This is a genomic window from Morganella sp. Je.2.23, from assembly GCF_051129855.1.
In the GTDB taxonomy this organism is placed as follows: domain Bacteria; phylum Pseudomonadota; class Gammaproteobacteria; order Enterobacterales; family Enterobacteriaceae; genus Morganella; species Morganella sibonii.
Window position 1 is genome coordinate 1128463 of sequence record NZ_JBCPSQ010000001.1, and the last position, 17635, is coordinate 1146097.

At 50.5% G+C, this 17635-nt stretch carries 16 protein-coding genes; 7 read left to right on the plus strand and 9 right to left on the minus strand.

What is annotated here, in order from left to right; translation table 11 throughout:
• Positions 1-64 precede the first annotated feature (64 nt).
• From AAZR23_RS05450 to AAZR23_RS05460, 3 genes are read left to right on the plus strand one after another with little or no spacing between them, the layout of a single operon-like run.
• Positions 65-1162: an efflux RND transporter periplasmic adaptor subunit gene (locus AAZR23_RS05450; protein ID WP_434691110.1), complete on the plus strand. Its 1098-nt coding sequence runs from the start codon at positions 65-67 to the stop codon at positions 1160-1162.
• Positions 1159-4245, plus strand: coding sequence for an efflux RND transporter permease subunit (locus AAZR23_RS05455; protein ID WP_434691113.1), 3087 nt, complete (start codon positions 1159-1161; stop codon positions 4243-4245). The genes AAZR23_RS05450 and AAZR23_RS05455 overlap by 4 nt, the downstream gene beginning before the upstream one ends.
• Before the next feature lie 42 nt (positions 4246-4287).
• On the plus strand, positions 4288-4701 hold the full coding sequence (locus tag AAZR23_RS05460; protein ID WP_218426069.1) for a hypothetical protein: 414 nt from the start codon (positions 4288-4290) through the stop codon (positions 4699-4701).
• A 192-nt stretch (positions 4702-4893) separates the two neighbouring features.
• Here the strand turns inward: AAZR23_RS05460 and AAZR23_RS05465 are convergent, their stop codons facing one another.
• The 7 genes from AAZR23_RS05465 to AAZR23_RS05495 form a co-directional block, all read right to left on the minus strand.
• On the minus strand, positions 4894-5766 hold the full coding sequence (locus tag AAZR23_RS05465) for a dimethyl sulfoxide reductase anchor subunit family protein (protein WP_434691116.1): 873 nt from the start codon (positions 5764-5766) through the stop codon (positions 4894-4896).
• Positions 5763-6392, minus strand: a complete 630-nt coding sequence (locus AAZR23_RS05470; RefSeq protein ID WP_371004615.1) for a DMSO/selenate family reductase complex B subunit — start codon at positions 6390-6392, stop codon at positions 5763-5765. Before AAZR23_RS05470 ends, AAZR23_RS05465 begins: the two co-directional genes overlap by 4 nt.
• Positions 6389-8776, minus strand: coding sequence for a DMSO/selenate family reductase complex A subunit (locus tag AAZR23_RS05475; RefSeq protein WP_434691118.1), 2388 nt, complete (start codon positions 8774-8776; stop codon positions 6389-6391). The genes AAZR23_RS05470 and AAZR23_RS05475 overlap by 4 nt, the downstream gene beginning before the upstream one ends.
• 365 nt (positions 8777-9141) lie before the next feature.
• Complete coding sequence (locus AAZR23_RS05480) at positions 9142-9630, minus strand: RidA family protein (protein ID WP_434691120.1); 489 nt, start codon at positions 9628-9630, stop codon at positions 9142-9144.
• Between the two features lie 40 nt (positions 9631-9670).
• Positions 9671-11095 carry an NAD(P)/FAD-dependent oxidoreductase gene (locus AAZR23_RS05485; RefSeq protein ID WP_434691123.1) on the minus strand — a complete coding sequence of 475 codons (1425 nt, stop codon included), beginning with the start codon at positions 11093-11095 and terminating at the stop codon, positions 9671-9673.
• 365 nt (positions 11096-11460) lie between these two features.
• The gene (locus AAZR23_RS05490) at positions 11461-11925 is read right to left on the minus strand and encodes a YaiI/YqxD family protein (protein ID WP_218426078.1); all 465 of its coding nucleotides are present in this window, start codon (positions 11923-11925) and stop codon (positions 11461-11463) included.
• Between the two features lie 63 nt (positions 11926-11988).
• A complete protein-coding gene (locus AAZR23_RS05495; RefSeq protein WP_434691125.1) occupies positions 11989-12732 on the minus strand; it encodes a DUF4184 family protein in 744 nt (247 codons plus the stop codon).
• A 115-nt stretch (positions 12733-12847) separates the two neighbouring features.
• Between AAZR23_RS05495 and AAZR23_RS05500 the strand changes: the two genes are divergently transcribed.
• The 3 genes from AAZR23_RS05500 to AAZR23_RS05510 all read left to right on the plus strand — a co-directional run bounded on the left by AAZR23_RS05500 (position 12848) and on the right by AAZR23_RS05510 (position 15710).
• Positions 12848-13300 carry a hypothetical protein gene (locus AAZR23_RS05500; RefSeq protein ID WP_046892095.1) on the plus strand — a complete coding sequence of 151 codons (453 nt, stop codon included), beginning with the start codon at positions 12848-12850 and terminating at the stop codon, positions 13298-13300.
• 118 nt (positions 13301-13418) lie between these two features.
• Complete coding sequence (locus AAZR23_RS05505; RefSeq protein ID WP_107679159.1) at positions 13419-15026, plus strand: ABC-F family ATPase; 1608 nt, start codon at positions 13419-13421, stop codon at positions 15024-15026.
• 228 nt (positions 15027-15254) lie between these two features.
• Positions 15255-15710: an Lrp/AsnC family transcriptional regulator gene (locus AAZR23_RS05510; protein ID WP_004237600.1), complete on the plus strand. Its 456-nt coding sequence runs from the start codon at positions 15255-15257 to the stop codon at positions 15708-15710.
• Between the two features lie 225 nt (positions 15711-15935).
• Here the strand turns inward: AAZR23_RS05510 and sugE are convergent, their stop codons facing one another.
• Positions 15936-16256, minus strand: coding sequence for a quaternary ammonium compound efflux SMR transporter SugE (sugE, locus tag AAZR23_RS05515; protein ID WP_107679160.1), 321 nt, complete (start codon positions 16254-16256; stop codon positions 15936-15938).
• Between the two features lie 173 nt (positions 16257-16429).
• On the opposite strand from sugE, the gene AAZR23_RS05520 reads away from it, so the two are divergent.
• Positions 16430-17050 carry a TetR/AcrR family transcriptional regulator gene (locus tag AAZR23_RS05520; protein ID WP_247709655.1) on the plus strand — a complete coding sequence of 207 codons (621 nt, stop codon included), beginning with the start codon at positions 16430-16432 and terminating at the stop codon, positions 17048-17050.
• On the opposite strand, the gene AAZR23_RS05525 is transcribed toward AAZR23_RS05520, so the two are convergent.
• A complete protein-coding gene (locus AAZR23_RS05525; protein ID WP_218426081.1) occupies positions 17037-17528 on the minus strand; it encodes an AAA family ATPase in 492 nt (163 codons plus the stop codon). The two genes, AAZR23_RS05520 and AAZR23_RS05525, sit on opposite strands and share 14 nt — an antisense overlap.
• Positions 17529-17635 lie beyond the last annotated feature (107 nt).

A 17635-nucleotide genomic window follows, 5' to 3' on the forward strand; every position in this document is an offset into this window, starting at 1 on the left:
AAGGAAAGTCAGACTATTTAGTTTATTTTATCGGGCAACTCTCCGGGACGGAAATTGTACCACGATGAAAAACTGTATTCTGATAGTCACCACACTCTTGCTCTCTTCTGTATCGCTTGCCTGCCGGGCTGATGAAATACGGATCAGTGTGACTCATCCGCAACTGATACGCTCTGCCCCGGTGATCACACTGCCGGGGCGGTTTGTGGCTAAAAATGAAATCGCCATCGGCTCACCGCTGCAACAACAGGCGGTGACGGCTGTATTTGCGGAGGAAGGCCAGCGGGTGGAGAAAAATCAACTGCTGGCAACGCTGGAATCACCATTACAAAGTGCATCTGTCCGCCAGCTACAGGCGGAAACAGAAAAAGCAGCAGCTTACATCCGGCAGCAAAGCGTGCTGGCGGAGCAATCTCAGCGCGATCTGAGCCGGATGACCAAACTGGCACACAGTGGTGTGATTTCTGCCAGCGAATTTGAGAAAGCCAAATCAGATACCAAAGCACTGCGGGCACAGGTTGATGCCGGACAGGCTGAGCTGCGTCAGTTACAAGCGCAACTGGCACGGGAAAAAAGTCAGGAAGATAAATCAAAAATCTATGCGCCGGCGGCCGGTATCATCAGTGAACGCCATGCGGTACAGGGCATGCTGTCTGATAACAGCCTGCTGTTTAAGATGATCGAAAACGGAGAGATAGAATTTGAGGCCACGGCAGGTGCCGATGAACTGGCGCAAATGCAGGAAACCGTACCTGTCACACTGAAAACGGCGAATAACCGGCAACTGAGCGGCACTGTCCGGTTTATTTCACCGGTACTTTCCTCATTAACACAATCCGGCCGTGTGCGCGTTACGGTTGCGGACGGAGAATCACTCACTGCTCTGCGTCAGGGACAAACCGGTGTGCTGACATACACCGCCGCATCCCGTGAATACCAAAGTCTTCCTTACAGTGCGGTGCGCACCGGCACAACCGGTGAGCGCTCGGTGTTTATCGTGAAAAAAAATAAAGTGATGCAGTTGCCGGTGCAGACCGGCGCCATTAATAACGGACAGATTGCTATTCTCAGCCAGCTTCCGCCGGATGCGGATGTGGTGGTTAATGCGCAGGCATTTCTGACAGATAATGATACCGTTACACCGGTGAAGGCTGCAAAATGAAATTACAACTCTCTTCCTGGGCGATCACCCGCCCGATCCCGGTTATTGTTATTTTTCTGGCGCTGACCGTGGCCGGGCTGTTTTCCTTTGCACAGTTGCCGGTAACAGCCAATCCGGTGATTAACTTCCCGGTTGTGACAGTGACAGTCACTCAGGATGGCTCTTCACCATCTGAACTGGAAAATGCCGTGACCAAACAGGTCGAACGGGCCGTTTCCGGGATCCCCGGTATCCGTCATATTTCTTCTTCCGTGACTGAGGGAATTTCATCCACCACGGTAGAATTTAATCTGGATGTTGATCCGTATATTGCCACCAATGATGTCCGTGAGCAGATCTCGCAAATCCGCGGAGAATTACCGCAAAGTATTGATGAACCGCTGATTAACCGGATAGATGTCGAGGGCGGAGCCATACTGCGTTATGCCGTGTCATCCGATACCGTTCCGGCGGCGGATCTCTCCTGGTTTATCGATGACACCATCAGTAAACAGCTGATTATGTTACCCGGGGTTCAGAAAGTCAGCCGCCAGGGCGGCGCGGACCGGGTGATCCGTATCGAACCGGATGCAGACAAACTCTCTGCCCTGAATCTGTCAGTGACCACCGTGAATGAATGGCTGCGCGGTGTGCATCAGAACGCGGCCGGCGGCTCATCACAATACAACGCCCTTGCCCATACCATCCGCGTTCTGGGTGAAAAAGCATCTGTTGATGATATTAAAAACATTCAGTTACCTGCAGATAATGAACAATGGATAAAGCTGGGTGATATTGCAGAGATTTATAACGGACAAAAAACCACCCGCAGCATTTCGCAGCTTAACGGCCGGGATGTGGCCGGGTTTGCTGTATTCCGTGCCAAAGGTGCCAGTGATGTTGCCGTCGCGGAACAGGTGGATGCGGCTCTGACGGAGATCGCCGCAAAACATCCTGAACTGACCATTGAACTGATCTCATCCACCGTGACCTATACCGAAACCAGTTATCAGCTGACGATTAAGACGTTGCTGGAGGGCGCGTTCCTGACCATCGTGATTGTCTTTTTCTTTCTGAAAAGCTGGCGGGCAACACTGGTTGCGGCTGTCGCGCTGCCGTTATCCATATTACCGGCATTTTTTGTGCTGGCATTGTTTGATTACAGCCTCAACAGCATCACCCTGCTTGCGCTGACACTGGTAATCGGCATTCTGGTGGATGATGCGATTGTGGAAATCGAAAATATCCAGAAATACATCGAGCGCGGCGAACGCCCGTATCTTGCGGCGCTTAAAGCATCAGATGCCATCGGCTTCGCGATTGTTGCGATTACGCTGACCATTGTGGCTGTTTTCCTGCCGGTCAGTTTTATCGGCGGGTTTGTCGGTAAATATTTTGTACCGTTCGGCGTGACTGTGTCTGCAGCGGTACTGTCTTCTCTGCTGGTAGCACGTCTTATCACCCCGCTGATGGCCGCATATGTCCTGCTGCCGGCCAAAAAATCACATGCAGAGCCGGTCGTGCCCCGCTGGATAGAAAAATACACCGGATTATTATCAGCGACCCTGAAACACCGGAAAACCGCGCTGGCACTGGCAGTCATCTTCCTGACAGGCTCAGTGGCATCCGTCACCTTGCTGCCTGTCGGTTTTATGCCGGAGGGCGATATCAGTGTGACACAGATTGAGGTGGAATTACCGCCCGGCACACCGGCTGAACAGACACAACAACGCCTGCAGGCACTGACCACCTCCCTGAAAGACCGGCCGGAGATCAAATCTGTCTATACCATTGCCGGTGTGGCGGACGATGCGGACGGTATCGCACAACACAAGGGCGAGATTATTCTGACACTGGTTGATCCCGGTGATCGTGAGCTGTCACAGAAAGAATTTGAGCGTGCAATTGCTCCGTTGTTCAGTGAAATGCCGGATGCCCGCTATAACTTCAGTAACAGTAACGGCGGTAAAGAGTTTTCTCTGGTCTTTACCGGCACCGATCCGGCAGCGCTGGAGAGTGCCATGCAGCAGTTGCGTAATGGTATTGCCCGCCTGCCCGGGTTCAGTAATGTACAGGTGATAAAACCCTTGCTGCGCAAAGAGCTGATCGTCACTCCGCGGCCTGACGGCCCGGGGCGAACCGGTGTGAATGTCAGCGAAATCGCTGATACGCTGCGGATAGCCACAATGGGGGAATCAGGTTCCCGCAGTGCGAAATTCAATCTTCCGGACAGGCAACTCGCGTTGCAGGTGGTTTTACCGGAATACCAGCGTAATGATATCCGTGTGCTGAATGATTTACCGGTCAGAAGTACGGCTCAGGGAAATGTGCCGCTGAAGTCCGTGGCAACCATTGATTTCAGTGATGGCCCTGCACAGATCGACCGGATAAACCGGGCCCGGAAAATGTCGGTTGAGGCTAATCTGACCGGCTTATCATTGGGTGAAGCACTGGATGCCGTAATGGCTCTGCCTGAATATCAGAACCTGCCAGTGACAGTGTCACAACTGGAATACGGTGATATGGAATATATGAATGATATGTTCATGCGTTTCAGTACCACCATGCTGTTCAGTGTTCTGCTGGTGCTGGCGATTCTGATTGTTCTGTTTAAAGATTTTCTCCAGCCGGTCACCATCCTTGCGGCCCTGCCGTTTTCTGCCGGCGGTGCGATCATCGCCCTTGTGCTGTATGGTGCAATGATCGATCTGCCGGTCATTATCGGCATTCTGATGCTGATGGGGATTGTGACCAAAAACTCCATTCTGCTGGTGGAGTTTATTCTGGAAAAAGAGCGTGCCGGACTCAGCCGTGAGCAGGCAATAAAAGACGCGGGACGTGAGCGCGTCCGTCCGATAATTATGACCACTCTGGCCATGATAGCCGGTATGATCCCGCTGGTGCTGACCTCCGGTGCCGATGCCGGGTTCCGCGCACCGATGGCAATTGCCGTTATCGGCGGGCTGATAAGTTCCACCATTCTCAGCCTGCTGTTTGTGCCGGTGATTTATACCTTTATCGATGATCTGAAAAAAGCATTATTACCACGCCTGGCAACACTGACCTCAGTCAACAAAGCCGACCGGGATGTGAAGGAGTGGTAAAGCTGTGTTACGATCAGCCGGTTATTCAGGGAGAGAAATATCATGATAAAACACCGGCTGTTCTCTGTTTTTGCACTATTTTTATTGTTGCCCGCCTTCGCCGGTTATGCGGAGAAGACACAAGATAATCTGTATGCGTCATGCCGCCAGCTTAATGAAGGCGAAGTCTATGACGGACTGAACACATACCGCTGTTTCTTTATTAAACAAAATATCCGCGGAGTCTATTCCCGTTACCGGAACGATTTTTATCAGCCGGATGATCTGAAAAAATCTCTGCCCGCAAAAGACATGACCTATCAGACGGCGGATGCAGAGATCCGATATCACTGGTTGTCACCGGGTAAACTGGAAATTACGGTTACTCACCGTGTGGCCATTGAAGAATACCGGTATCTTTTTACCGAAAAGCAAGATGGTACAGTGCTGGATATTGAGGCGGAGACGGGGTATTGACACAGTTACCTGTTCCGGTCTTTTTTTCCTGTCCGGTGTGCCGTAAATTACGGGCTGTCAGTTAAATACACCGGAATATTGAATCATATAATGAAAACATTACAGGAAGTGATAGCCGCTCAACCACCGGAAAGCCGTGAGCGGATAGCACGACTGACTAAGGCCTTCATCCGAAGGCCTTTTCTGTATCACTTATCCGACAATAAAAAACGCAAACCGGCTGAGAACTTCACCGCTGAAAACCAGCAGACAACCCAGCAGGATCAGCGGCATACCACTACTCAGAACGGCACTGCGCATCCGCAGCAGGCTCAGTCCGGTGAATAAAATACCGCTGACAGACAGTGCACCGGCGATAATCCGCAGGATGTATGTACTGCTGTATGCCACCAGCGGTGAGTGAGGAAACGTGACACCGTCACTGTTTTGTGCCGCTGCGGATAACCATTCTGTAAAGAATGGCTGTGCCGCCATTTTTACCGCTACCGCAATAAAAATCAGCGCCAGTGCCGTACCGGTGATCCTGACCGCGGTTGTTCCGTCAATCAGGGATTTTACCCGTACAGCCGTCATCCCCAGCGCCAGTGACCCGCCGGCAGCAAAAACAGAACAGAAAAACAGGATATAAGTATTGATATGCATCCATGTCATCATCGCGGTGTTGTAATACAGCGATGCCATACAGTAAATATCAATTAATCCCAGCAGACCAATCAGCGCCGTGATTGTTCTGTTCATCCGCCCTGTAATCAGCACATATAACGTGTACAGGCACAGTGCGCCCAGATAGAGTGCGGCAAACACCACTTCACGGCTCAGCCACGAGGTGCTGATATGACGCAGCGCGTGAAACGCATTCCACGGATACCCCATATGCAGCGTTGATGCCAGTAACCCGAAGCACCCGGGAATGGCGGCGATCAGCAGAACCGGCTTCATTGCCCGGACGGCACGTGGATTACCAAGTGCTTTTTCGAGGTAACAGAAAAACACAGCAATAAAAATCACCATCCCCGCAGAGCTTTGTACCAGCAGGGTAAACGCCACTAACGGCCATTCACTCATGATGTTGCCTCCCCTTTGTTCTGCGCGCCTTTGTGCGGTTTGATGACCAGGTTCGGGTTGGTGACAGTGAAATCCGGTAGTCCCTGAACCTGACTGAGATGGCCGTATTTTTCGCGGAGTTCGCGGATTTTACCGAATTTTATGGCATTCAGCGGACAGGTATCGACACAGATCGGATTTTTCCCTTCTGCCAGCAGATCGACGCAAAAATCACATTTTGACATCTGGCCCGCCTCTTTATTCATCTGTGGTGCGCCGTAAGGACAGGACCAGGCACAATAGCCGCAGCCGACGCACTTACCGGTATCGACCCGTACAATACCGTCTCCGGGACGCTTATGCATGGCGGTGGTCGGGCAGTTTTTCACACAAACCGGGTCTGTACAGTGGTTACAGGAAATAGTCAGCGTGTAAGAAAATACATTGTTTTCATAGCCGCCCTGACCATTCGGCGCAAATCCGCCGCCCTGAATTTCATACACCCGGCGGAACTTACGGCCGACTTCCAGATTATTTTTATCTTTGCACGCCACCTGACAGGCCTTACAACCGGAGCAGCGGGAAGAATCAATAAAAAACCCGAGCTGCTCATCACTGACCGGCGGATAATCGTTAAAATCACTCATGCTTTGCTTACCTCCACCAGAACAGTAAGGTGCGAGTTCCCGTGCGCCAGCGGTGTCATCCGCGCGGATGTCAGCACATTCGGGCATCCGCCGTGGTCAACGCCGTTTTCATCCGGGTCCCACCAGGCTCCGGCCTGCATACCAACCACGCCGGGAATAATCCGCTGAGTGATCAGTGCCGGTATCTGAGAAATACCGCGATCGTTATAGATCCTGACCATATCTCCCGCGTTAATACCGCGTTTTTCTGCGTCAACCGGGTTAATCCACAGCGCCTGTCCCTGCACTTCCTGTAACCACGGATTAGCAAACTGAGTGGAGTTGGCGCGGTTACGCCCTTTCCAGGTCAGCATCTGGAGCGGATATTTTTCTGTCAGTGCATCCTGCGGCCCCTCAATAGCCGGGACATAATGCGAAAGCGCCGGAATATCCGGATTTTGCATGTCATACAACCGTTTGGAGAAAATTTCGATTTTACCGGATGGGGTCGGGAACGGGTTATTGTCCGGATCGCGGATATTATCCTCAAAGGCAATAAACGGTTTATCTTTAAACAGATAACGCCGGGTTTTCTGTAATTCCTCAAAATCCGGGAAATCCGGCCGCTCAGGGAAGCGGGCTTTATTCATCCCGACCAGATACGCAATCCATTCTTTCTCGCTGCGCCCTTCTGTCAGTGCCTCTTTAACCCCCATTTTCTCAGCAACTTCGCTGATCCATTCATAATCTGAACGGCGTTCAAAGGCCGGTTCAATCAGTTTTTCAGATAAAATAAAGTAACTGCCGGTGCCCCAGGTATCACCGATATTCCAGCGCTCCATAAAGCTGGTTTCCGGCAGCAGTAAATCGGCATATTTCGCGGACGGCGACATATACAAATCACTGACCACGATAAATTCAGCTTTGGATTCATCAGCCAGTAATTTTGCCGCTGCATTTACATCCGGGTTCTGGTTTACCAGATAGTTACCCGCCAGCGAGAAAATCATTTTGATGTTGGTATCGAGCTTATCCGTACCGAGAAGCCCGTCTTCCGGCCGTACTTTGCCTGCATCCTCAACGGCCTGCATCCAGTTCATAATGGAAATCTGTGCTTTGACCGGGTTTTCCCCGGTATCCGGCCCGTGCATAGAAACACGGTTGCCGATACCACCGTAACCCGCTGCCCACGCGCCCTCTTTTCCGACATTACCGGTGATCGCCGCCAGCAATGTGGAGCCGCGTGCACTGCGCTCGCCGCAGATATGACGCTGCGGCCCCCAGCCCTGGATCAGCGCTGCCGGTTTGGTCATAGCATATTCACGCGCCAGCTGACGGATGGTATTGGCCGGAACACGGGTGATTTTTTCCGCCCACTCCGGTGTTTTCTCAATGCCGTCTTTCCTGCCGGTCAGATAGAACACCAGCGATTCCCCCGGCGGCACACCTTCCGGCATATGGTGTTCATCGAAACCGATAACATATTTATCGATAAACGCCTGATCCTGAAGATTTTCCGTGATAATTACATACATCATGGCATCCATCAGCGCGTTATCGGTAGTCGGTAACAACGGAATCCACTGATCAGCCAGTGACTGTGCGGTATCAGAATAGCGCGGGTCGACAACAATAAATTTGGTGCCGTTCTGTTTCATCTTCTGATAATAGTGATTGGAGTGTCCGAAAATAGTTTCATTCGGGTTATGTCCCCACAGGATCACCAGCGGCGTATGTGCCAGCGTGTCCATTGAACTGCCGGTTTTGGCAACGCCGTATGTATAGGGGGTGACTTTAACGGTATTACCGAGACTGACGGAATGATAGTACGGCAGATACCCGCCGGTCAGATTAAACAGTTTTTTCAGCATGGTATCACCGGAGAAAATTCCCCCGGTAACGGCAGTGTTGACGGTGAGAAAACGGCTGGCTGCGCCGTGTTTTTGTGTCAGACGGGTGATATTGTCCGCAATCAGTGTGGTGGCTTCATCCCAGCTGATCCGCTCAAACTTTCCCTCACCCCGCTTACCGATCCGCTTCATCGGGTATTTCAGCCGATCGGCATGATAAACAAATTTCCGGTAACCACGGCCACGGACACACGCCCGCATCACCGGCATCTCTTCATCCAAATCAGTATCAGGCCGTGTGGTGATCCGCGTGACGATCCCTTCTTTCACATGGGCACGGATATCGCATTTTCCGCCGCAGTCAAACGTGCTGCAGGTCGCGATAACATCAGCCCCCGTATCACCTGATGACACCTGCGGCAGGCTGTCATCTGCTGCTGCACCGGCCCCGGCTGTCATAAACGGCAGAGTAACCAGTGCCGCTCCCGCCTGCATAAACCTGCGCCGGCTGACAGGCAGCCCGCCGCAGTCACCTGCTGTTGTTTTAGTTGTCATAATGATCTCACATCGCTCTTTAATTACAGATCATCATAAAAGCGGATGGTCTGACCTTATTGATTCATATCAAGACCCTATAAGAGGTGTGGGTTTATATCGAATCGCAGACATGTGAAACCACCTGGTGCGATTTTATAGTGAAAAGCGGAGCCGGGGCAGAGTTTCGTTGTCTCAAAAAGACAATTCAGACACAAAGAAAACAGAGTGGGATAACGACGTTAAATCAATATGTTATAACAGTTATGATAGTACAGGTTTATCAGAAATCACCGGGGGGTAACTTCATGGTGTATCAGGCCGCGTGAATAAAAAACGGGTTTGCCCCTTCCGGATGCAAACCCGCTGTTAACCTGCTAATACTATTACGGACGAACAGCTGTTACTTCGATCTCAACACGCCATGCCGGGTTTGCTAATTTAGAAACCTGAACAGTGGTACGTGCCGGTAATTTATTACCGGAATCTCTGTCATTATAGTATTTGGAATAACCGGCCATAAAGCCCGCGAAATCCATAGTACCGTTAGTCTCTTCACCGCCGACCAGGAATACCTGCATTTTTACCACGTCTTTCATTTCCAGACCTAACTCAGCCAGGTGAGCCTTGATCTGTTCCATGATATTGATGGTCTGTGCTTCAGTATTACCGTATGACGCCAGAACACCTTCCGGTGCGTCTTTGGAAATTTTGGTCGGTACTTTGCCGCTGAGGAAAATAATATCTTTGCTGCTGCTGATTTCCACAGATTCAGAAATAGGCATACCGTTCAGTTTATGATGAACAACACCTTCTGACGCGTGTGCCGCGCCCCAAACCAGCGGAAGAGCTAACAGTAAACTTTTATAACGCATATTAAGCCTCTTAATAGTATCAACGTAAGTAATCAAAAAATTAACTAAAACGTGAAAGACTAAACGGAGCCGGGTCAATAACCGGTTTTTTACCGGTGACGATGTCCGCGGTAATTTCACCGGATGCAGGACCTTCCGTCATACCCCAGACGGTCGCGGTATTGATTACCAGACCCGGATACTCTTTCACTTCGGAAATAATCGGAAGTTCATCGTAGGTTGGTGCGACGACCGCGCCCCAGCGTTCAACGACTTTCGATTGTTCAAATACAGGGAATTCCGCTTTCATGCGGGCAAATACCGCATCCAGATGTTCGGTATTCTGTGTGGCTGTCGCGATACGGTAAGTCTCGAACGGCGTGGCTTCATCCAGATTCCAGGATGTGGCCATTTTGAAGGAGTTGAACAGATCTTCACCGACAGAGAATTCCAGCGGTAATTCACCGCCGCCCAGCAGATGCATAAACTTAGGTCCCAGCAGGAAGCTGTCTTTTACCACTGAGCTGGTGAAGATACGCGGTGCCACGGCATAAGTACCGTCAGCCTGCTCGCGGAAGTGAATGCCGCTCGGCAGATGCACGTTACCGCGTGGTGCACCCGGAACGCCGGAAACACGCTGTTGTGACAGATAAACGTTGAGTGTCGGGATATCAATTCCCAGATTACCCATAAACAGGCGTGACCAGATACCGCCGGTCAGCACCACATGAGAGGTTTTGATTGCACCCTTCTCTGTGACCACATCAGAGACTTTACCACCGGCAGTTTCGATACCACGGACCGCGCAGTTAGTGTAGATTTTAACACCCAGGGATTTGGCATACTGTGCCAGAACCGGTACACCGGTTTCCGGATCAACACTGCCTGAATCTTCTTCAAAACCGGCAACCGGCCAGTCTGTTTTGGCATCAACCAGACGTTTTTTCAGTTCGTCACCCTGAATAAAGCGGGTATTGAGCGGCGCTTCAAAATCAGCGGCCCACTCTTTGGCATTCTCAACCCAGGCCTGTGATTTTTCGAGATCTTCCGCACTTGACGGCACCTCAACACGGCCCTGGGTACGATAGCTGGTATCCGCCCCGATTTTTTCGTTCATACCGCGCCATAAGATTTTGCCGTAATGGTGCAGCGGGAAAATTTCTTTGGATGTTTTGTAGCTGATGATCTGGCTGTAAGCACGTCCGGATTGCTCACCGGCGATTTCACCTTTTTCCAGGACGGTGACGCTCATGCCTCTTTCCGCCAGGTTAATCGCTGTCATGATCCCCATCATGCCGCCGCCGATAATGACGGCATCGGACTCTTTCGGTAATGCACCTTCGGTGCCGTCGACATGTTTTGCGCGTGAAGCCGATTCCACAAATTTACCGTCACGGCGAACCATAGGAACTAATACTGAAGCACTACCTGCCAGAACGCCGGCAGCACCAACCCCTAAAATTAACTTTCTGCGTGAGATTTTCATCTAAAGCCTCATCATTATCTGTAATATTTGTGTGGCATTTTTTTAATTAAGTAGCACACTAATTATAACAACTATCATTATAATGTTAATGAATATAGTGCGATGTTAATAATAACGATACTTAAGATAAGCTTTATCAGGAATACACGATACAAAGTGTCGGATTTTACGAGGTGACAGACAGGATTCAGGCCGGATCTTCTGAGATGAAATCAGCGGTAAATATTATAAATCCTTGTTATTATGGTGGATAAGGCTAAGTAGTACGCTTTTTTAAGATGTTGTTACATTGCGGACAAAAATAAAACGGCAGATGTCACTGTGACATCTGCCGTTTTATAACGATATTAATTATGAGGGGGTAATCAGGCAGAGGGTGCGCGTTTTTTACGCTGTAAAAACCACTTATCCAGCTCATTGGCAAACAGCTGGCGATCCCGCTGATTCAGCGCTGCCGGACCACCGGTCTGAATACCGGAAGCCCGCATGGTGTCCATAAAATCACGCATAGTCAGACGCTCCCGGATAGTCGCCGGGGAGTAACGTTCACCGCGCGGATTCAGAGCCACCGCGCCCTTCTCCAGCACTTCAGCCGCAAGCGGAATATCGGCGGTAACAACAAGGTCATCTGCCTGCACACGGCGGACAATTTCATTGTCGGCCACATCAAACCCGGCAGAGACCTGCAATGTTTTTAAAAACGGCGACGGCGGAACCACCAGCCGCTGATTGGCCACAAAGGTCACATCCGTTTTTTCGCGATCCGCCGCCCGGTAAAGGATCTCTTTGATAACTTTCGGACAGGCGTCCGCATCCACCCAAATCGCCACGGTTTATTTTCCTCAGTACTGCAACAAAATGTAATCCGCGATCATAACACACGACATCATGCATTAACGTTTTCTGATCACCAAAAAAAGTGCCGCCAGGACAACAAAACCGGCAAAAAACGATACCGAAAGTGATAGTTCATAAAACACAAAACGATTCATATGCAAACCGGCGGTTGTCTGTGCCAGATGGTACGCCAGAGGTATCGTACAAAATGCCGCCAGAACCGCGATGCCAATCAGGCGGATCAGCCTGATAAGGTTTCCGCGTTTCTCTGTATCCGGCAGTGCCCGCTGATACTGAGTGAATTTCAGGCAGAGATAACCCGCACCAATCAGTGATCCCAGATGCTGCAACACTTTATAAACCGCAATCTCCTGCCCGTCTGTCATACCATGCAGCAGCGGCACCTGCAAAACAGACAGCGCACGCACCATCGTACCGGTTTCATGGGTAAAGCCATCCCAGATAATGTGCGTGGCAGCGCCAATAAATAAAGACAGCAGGATAATCATATTTTCCCGCAGAGAACGGGTCAGCGGATCCGTCACCGGAAACGGTAACAGTATTTTCAGCGGCGCGGACAACAAATGAAAAATCAGCAAAACAGCCAGACATACCGGCAGCCCGGTATAAAACCAGCCGGCAAAATGATGCGCCTCATCCGCTGCGCGGTACATCCCGGCGGAATACAGCAAATCCGGTGATACACTGCCCGTAATCAATGCGGGCAGATTCAGCCACCGGCCGAAACGGGACTGTTTCAGCGGAAAGACGACTGCCGGATGTGAGAAAGTCCATGGCATATACTTATCCTGCTCCGGAAAACCGGAAATTAATTCATTTTTATGTTAATAAATAGTCCGTCAGAAAAATCAATAATACGCCGGACTCCGGACAATAACCTGTAAAGGCAGAAAAATGAAAAAATATCTTACCGGGATGGTTGTAACAGGGTTGCTATCCGCCCCCGCGCTGGCTCAGGAGTTTACCTGCCAGCTGGAAAATAATAAATATGTCAGTGTGGTTGTTGAGAAAGGAAAAACACCGGCATACCGCTACGGCACTCTGGCAAAACCGGAGATCACTCTGCCGGTGAAAGGCAATGCGAAAAATGGCGTTTATGTCGGACAAACGGCCTTTATCGGCGGCGGCTCTGCCTATATCCGTTTTGAAAACGGTCCGTTTAACTATGTGGTATACAGCGGCATGGGACGCGGCTGGGAGTTTACCGGTCTGGCGGTCTATAAAGGCGATAAAGTCATCAATAAAAAGGTCTGCAAAACCGATTTGGGTATCTATGATGTCCTGAATTACGGCCTGCCGGAGGATGAGTCCGGTGAAATCTATGCTATGGACCCGAATTCACAATAATACCTGCTGCGGTGGCATTCTGTGTCACCGCCCTTTTTTTATACATCTGTGCCTCGCCGCCCATCTGTGGCATAATGCCCGCCGTTTATTTTTCTCTTTCAACTTATGAGTATTCGTCTTGTTAATCAGCAACAATATTACGATGCAGTTCGGCGCCAAGCCACTGTTTGAAAATATATCCGTCAAATTCGGCGGCGGTAACCGCTATGGCCTGATCGGCGCAAACGGCAGCGGTAAATCCACCTTTATGAAAATTCTCGGTGGTGATCTCGCGCCGAGCAGCGGCAACGTGTTTCTCGACCCTAACGAACGTCTGGGTAAACTGAAACAGGATCAGTTCGCCTATGAAGAGTTTTCTGTGCTCGATACGGTTATCATGGGTCACACTGAACTGTGGGAAGTCAAACAGGAACGTGACCGCATCTACAGCCTGCCTGAGATGAGCGAAGAAGACGGCATGCGCGTGGCGGATCTCGAAGTGCAGTTTGCTGAAATGGACGGCTACACGGTGGAATCCCGCGCCGGTGAATTACTGCTGGGTGTGGGTATCCCGCTGGAACAGCATAACGGCCCGATGAGTGAAGTGGCACCCGGCTGGAAACTGCGTGTGCTGCTGGCACAGGCTCTGTTTGCAGACCCGGATATTCTGCTGCTCGACGAACCGACCAACAACCTGGATATCGATACCATCCGCTGGCTGGAACAGACGCTGAATGCGCGTAACAGCACCATGATCATCATTTCCCATGACCGTCACTTCCTGAATATGGTGTGCACGCACATGGCCGATCTGGATTACGGCAGCCTGAATGTGCATCCGGGTAACTATGATGAATATATGTTTGCCGCCACCCAGGCCCGTGAACGCCTGTTAGCGGATAACGCGAAGAAGAAAGCCCAGATTAATGAATTACAGTCATTTGTCAGCCGGTTCAGTGCAAATGCCTCTAAGTCCCGTCAGGCAACATCCCGCGCCAAACAGATTGAAAAAATTCAGCTGACCGAGATTAAAGCCTCCAGCCGTCAGAACCCGTTTATCCGTTTCGAGCAGGATAAAAAATTGTTCCGTAATGCGCTGGAAGTGGAAAACCTGTCCAAAGGCTATGACGGCAACGCCCCGCTGTTCAAAAACATCAATATGATGATGGAAGTGGGTGAAAAAGTCGCGGTTCTGGGTATGAACGGTGTGGGTAAATCCACTTTCCTGAAAACCCTGGTCGGCGAACTGACCCCGGATACCGGCCGTTATAAATGGTCCGAAAACGCGAACATCGGTTATTACGCGCAGGATCACGCGACAGATTTTGAAGTCGATATGACCGTTTTTGACTGGATGAGCCTGTGGATGCAGCCGGGTGATGATGAACAGTCTGTCCGCAGTGTGCTGGGCCGCCTGTTGTTCTCACAGGATGACATCAAAAAATCGGTACAGGTTTTATCGGGTGGCGAAAAAGGCCGGATGCTGTTTGGTAAGCTGATGATGAGCAAGCCCAATATCCTGATTATGGATGAACCGACTAACCACCTCGACATGGAATCCATTGAATCCCTGAATATGGCTCTGGAGTTATATCAGGGTACATTAGTGTTTGTTTCCCATGACCGTGAGTTTGTCAGCTCGCTGGCGACCCGTATTATCGAAATCACACCGGAAAAAGTCACCGACTTTACCGGCAGTTACGATGAATACCTGCGCAGCCGCGGCATCGAATCAGAAAATAACTGATCCCCGCTCAGCCATAAGAAAAGCCCCGTTTCAGAGCCATGAAACGGGGCTTTTTGTTTTCGTCAGATCCGGCGGGGGCGGTTGCCGGCATATCTGACATTTTTCAGAAACCAGTCTCCGTATACCTCTGTCCTGTACCGGAAACTAATAGGAAGAATATCTGTATTCGGGTAGAATGTGCTTGCTAATCAGACCCTGATTTACCTTATTTGAGGGAGAAAATCACCAATGGACAGCTTTGACAGGAAGATTCTTTCTGAATTACAACTCGACGGGCGATTAACTGTCACTGAGCTGGCAGATCGCGTGGGCCTGAGTTTATCGCCCTGCCACCGGCGGCTGAAGGCGCTGGAACAATCCGGCGCGATCTGCGATTACCGGGCACAGCTTGATCCGCGCGTACTGGGGCTGAATTTCTCCGCACTGGTGTTTGTCACGATGAAAGACGGCAACCAGGAGAGTATGAGTAAATTTGAGACGGCGGTAGCGGACATCCCGCAAATTATTGAAGCCAAACGGTTGTTTGGTGATCCGGACTATATGCTGACGGTCGTGGTCAAAGATATCGATGCATTTCAGAAATTATATGACAGCCGGCTGGCCGCTATGCCCGGCGTGCAGCGCCTGACATCCACCCTGGTCATGAAAGATGTGATCCCGGCGCGTGAACTGCCCCTGCTGTAATAAAAAAGCCGGCAATATTGCCGGCTCAGGCCGTTGACAAACCCGCAGGGGTTGGCGACGACCGTCAGAGGTTGTAAAAATAAACCAGGAAAATCAATTTATTGATTTTCGGCTGATAACACTTTCGGCTGATAACACAAAGCAGGAAAAACCACGTTTTATCCTGCTTTGTCTGAAATCTCAGCCGGCAATATCTGCCGGCAATCAACACAGTACTGAATATTGTTATGCCGGGCTGGCTAATTTCATCATCACCAGACCGGAAATGATTAATACCCCCGCCACAATCCTCATCAGGTTTGCCGGTTCGCCCAGCACCACTATCCCGACAATAAACGCACCGATTGCGCCGATCCCGGTCCAGATGGTGTAAGCCGTACCCAGAGGCAGTGCCCGCATGGCCATCGCCAGCAGTCCGAAGCTTATCAGCATCGCAATAATGGTGATTACTGACGGCCCTAATTTGGTAAAGCCCTCTGATTGCTTCATGGTAAACGCCCAGACAATTTCAAATAATCCGGCTGTAATTAATAAAATCCACGGCATGGTACATCCTCACTGATTTTTGGTTGCAGGTGAAACCGTTATAAGTTACCTTTGGTATAGTTATATGTTACCTTTAGTAACTTGTAAATACTTTTCTGATCTTTTTTCGATCGTTTCTGTCCGTTCACCGGAACCCTGAACTCTGTGGTACACTTTCCGGCAGGCAAAACGACATGATTATCAATGAGGAGGCAGATTTGTCCGGACGTTTACAGCGCGATGAGCGCCAGATACAACTGCTTAATGTCGCCAATGCCATTATCCTGGCTGAAGGCACCGATGCACTGACACTGATTACCCTTGCGGAAAAAGCAGGTGTAACCAAGCCGGTGACCTACAAACATTTCGGTAACCGCAAGTCCCTGCTGCATGCGTTGTTCAAATACAGTGATGATGTGCTGACCGAACGGATGAATGCCGGAATGGAGCAGCCGATAGCGGATCTCGATCAGGCCATTTCCGTTTTTATCACAACTTATTTTGATGTGATGGCAGAGGACGGTGAAGCATTCAATGCCACCGTGGCGGCACTGAAAGCGTACCCGGAATATGCGGGGATCAGCCGTGAAGTGCAGGACTTTTTCTGTCAGATCCTGCAACGCGCATTGCAGCGCTGGCTGCCGGAAAATTTCCGGATTCCGGAATGGACATCGGTGATGATTTTCGGCGCAACCGAATCATTGTGTCTGATGATGTTTAATGATCCTGCATTAAAAACAAAAATCAGCGAAGAAGCTATCTGGCTGGTCAAAACGCTGCTGGCCGATCAGCTTAAGAGATTCAGCGGCGGCTGATGACTAACCCCTCTTCTTCTGACGGATAGCTGAAGTGCGCTGTAATCAGATCAAACTGCTCCGCTGAGGTGGTAAACGGGTTTTCCCCGCTCAGGTTCCGTGTGGCCAGCCGCCGTTTGCACTCTTCATCACTGACATCCAGAACATGACAGCAATAGCGGCACCCGGCCTGCTCTGCCAGCCCTTTCAGCCACCGGCGCTGCACGGGGGTATTCGCCGGAAAATCCAGCACCAGAGTTATTCCTTTCTGTAATAATGTCACCAGATGCGGCTCCAGGGCGGACTTCAGAAGACGGCTTTTTTCAATGTAATCCGTCAGCTGTAAAATTTCCCCCGGGTAAAGTGTTGCCAGCCAGGTATCCTCAGACAACAGGACAGCCTGTGTTTCGCGGACTAACTGTTGCGCCAGTGTCGATTTCCCTGAGGCGATTTTGCCGCAGAGGAAATGGAGTCCGGTGCCGGATTGTATTTCTGACATAATTGCTCCCTGTCTGTTATACCGCTGAGAGAGCAATAAAAAACCCGCTCAGTCGGCGGGTTCTGAATACAGCACATCCCCCGCTATGGTGCGGAGATAATCATCAT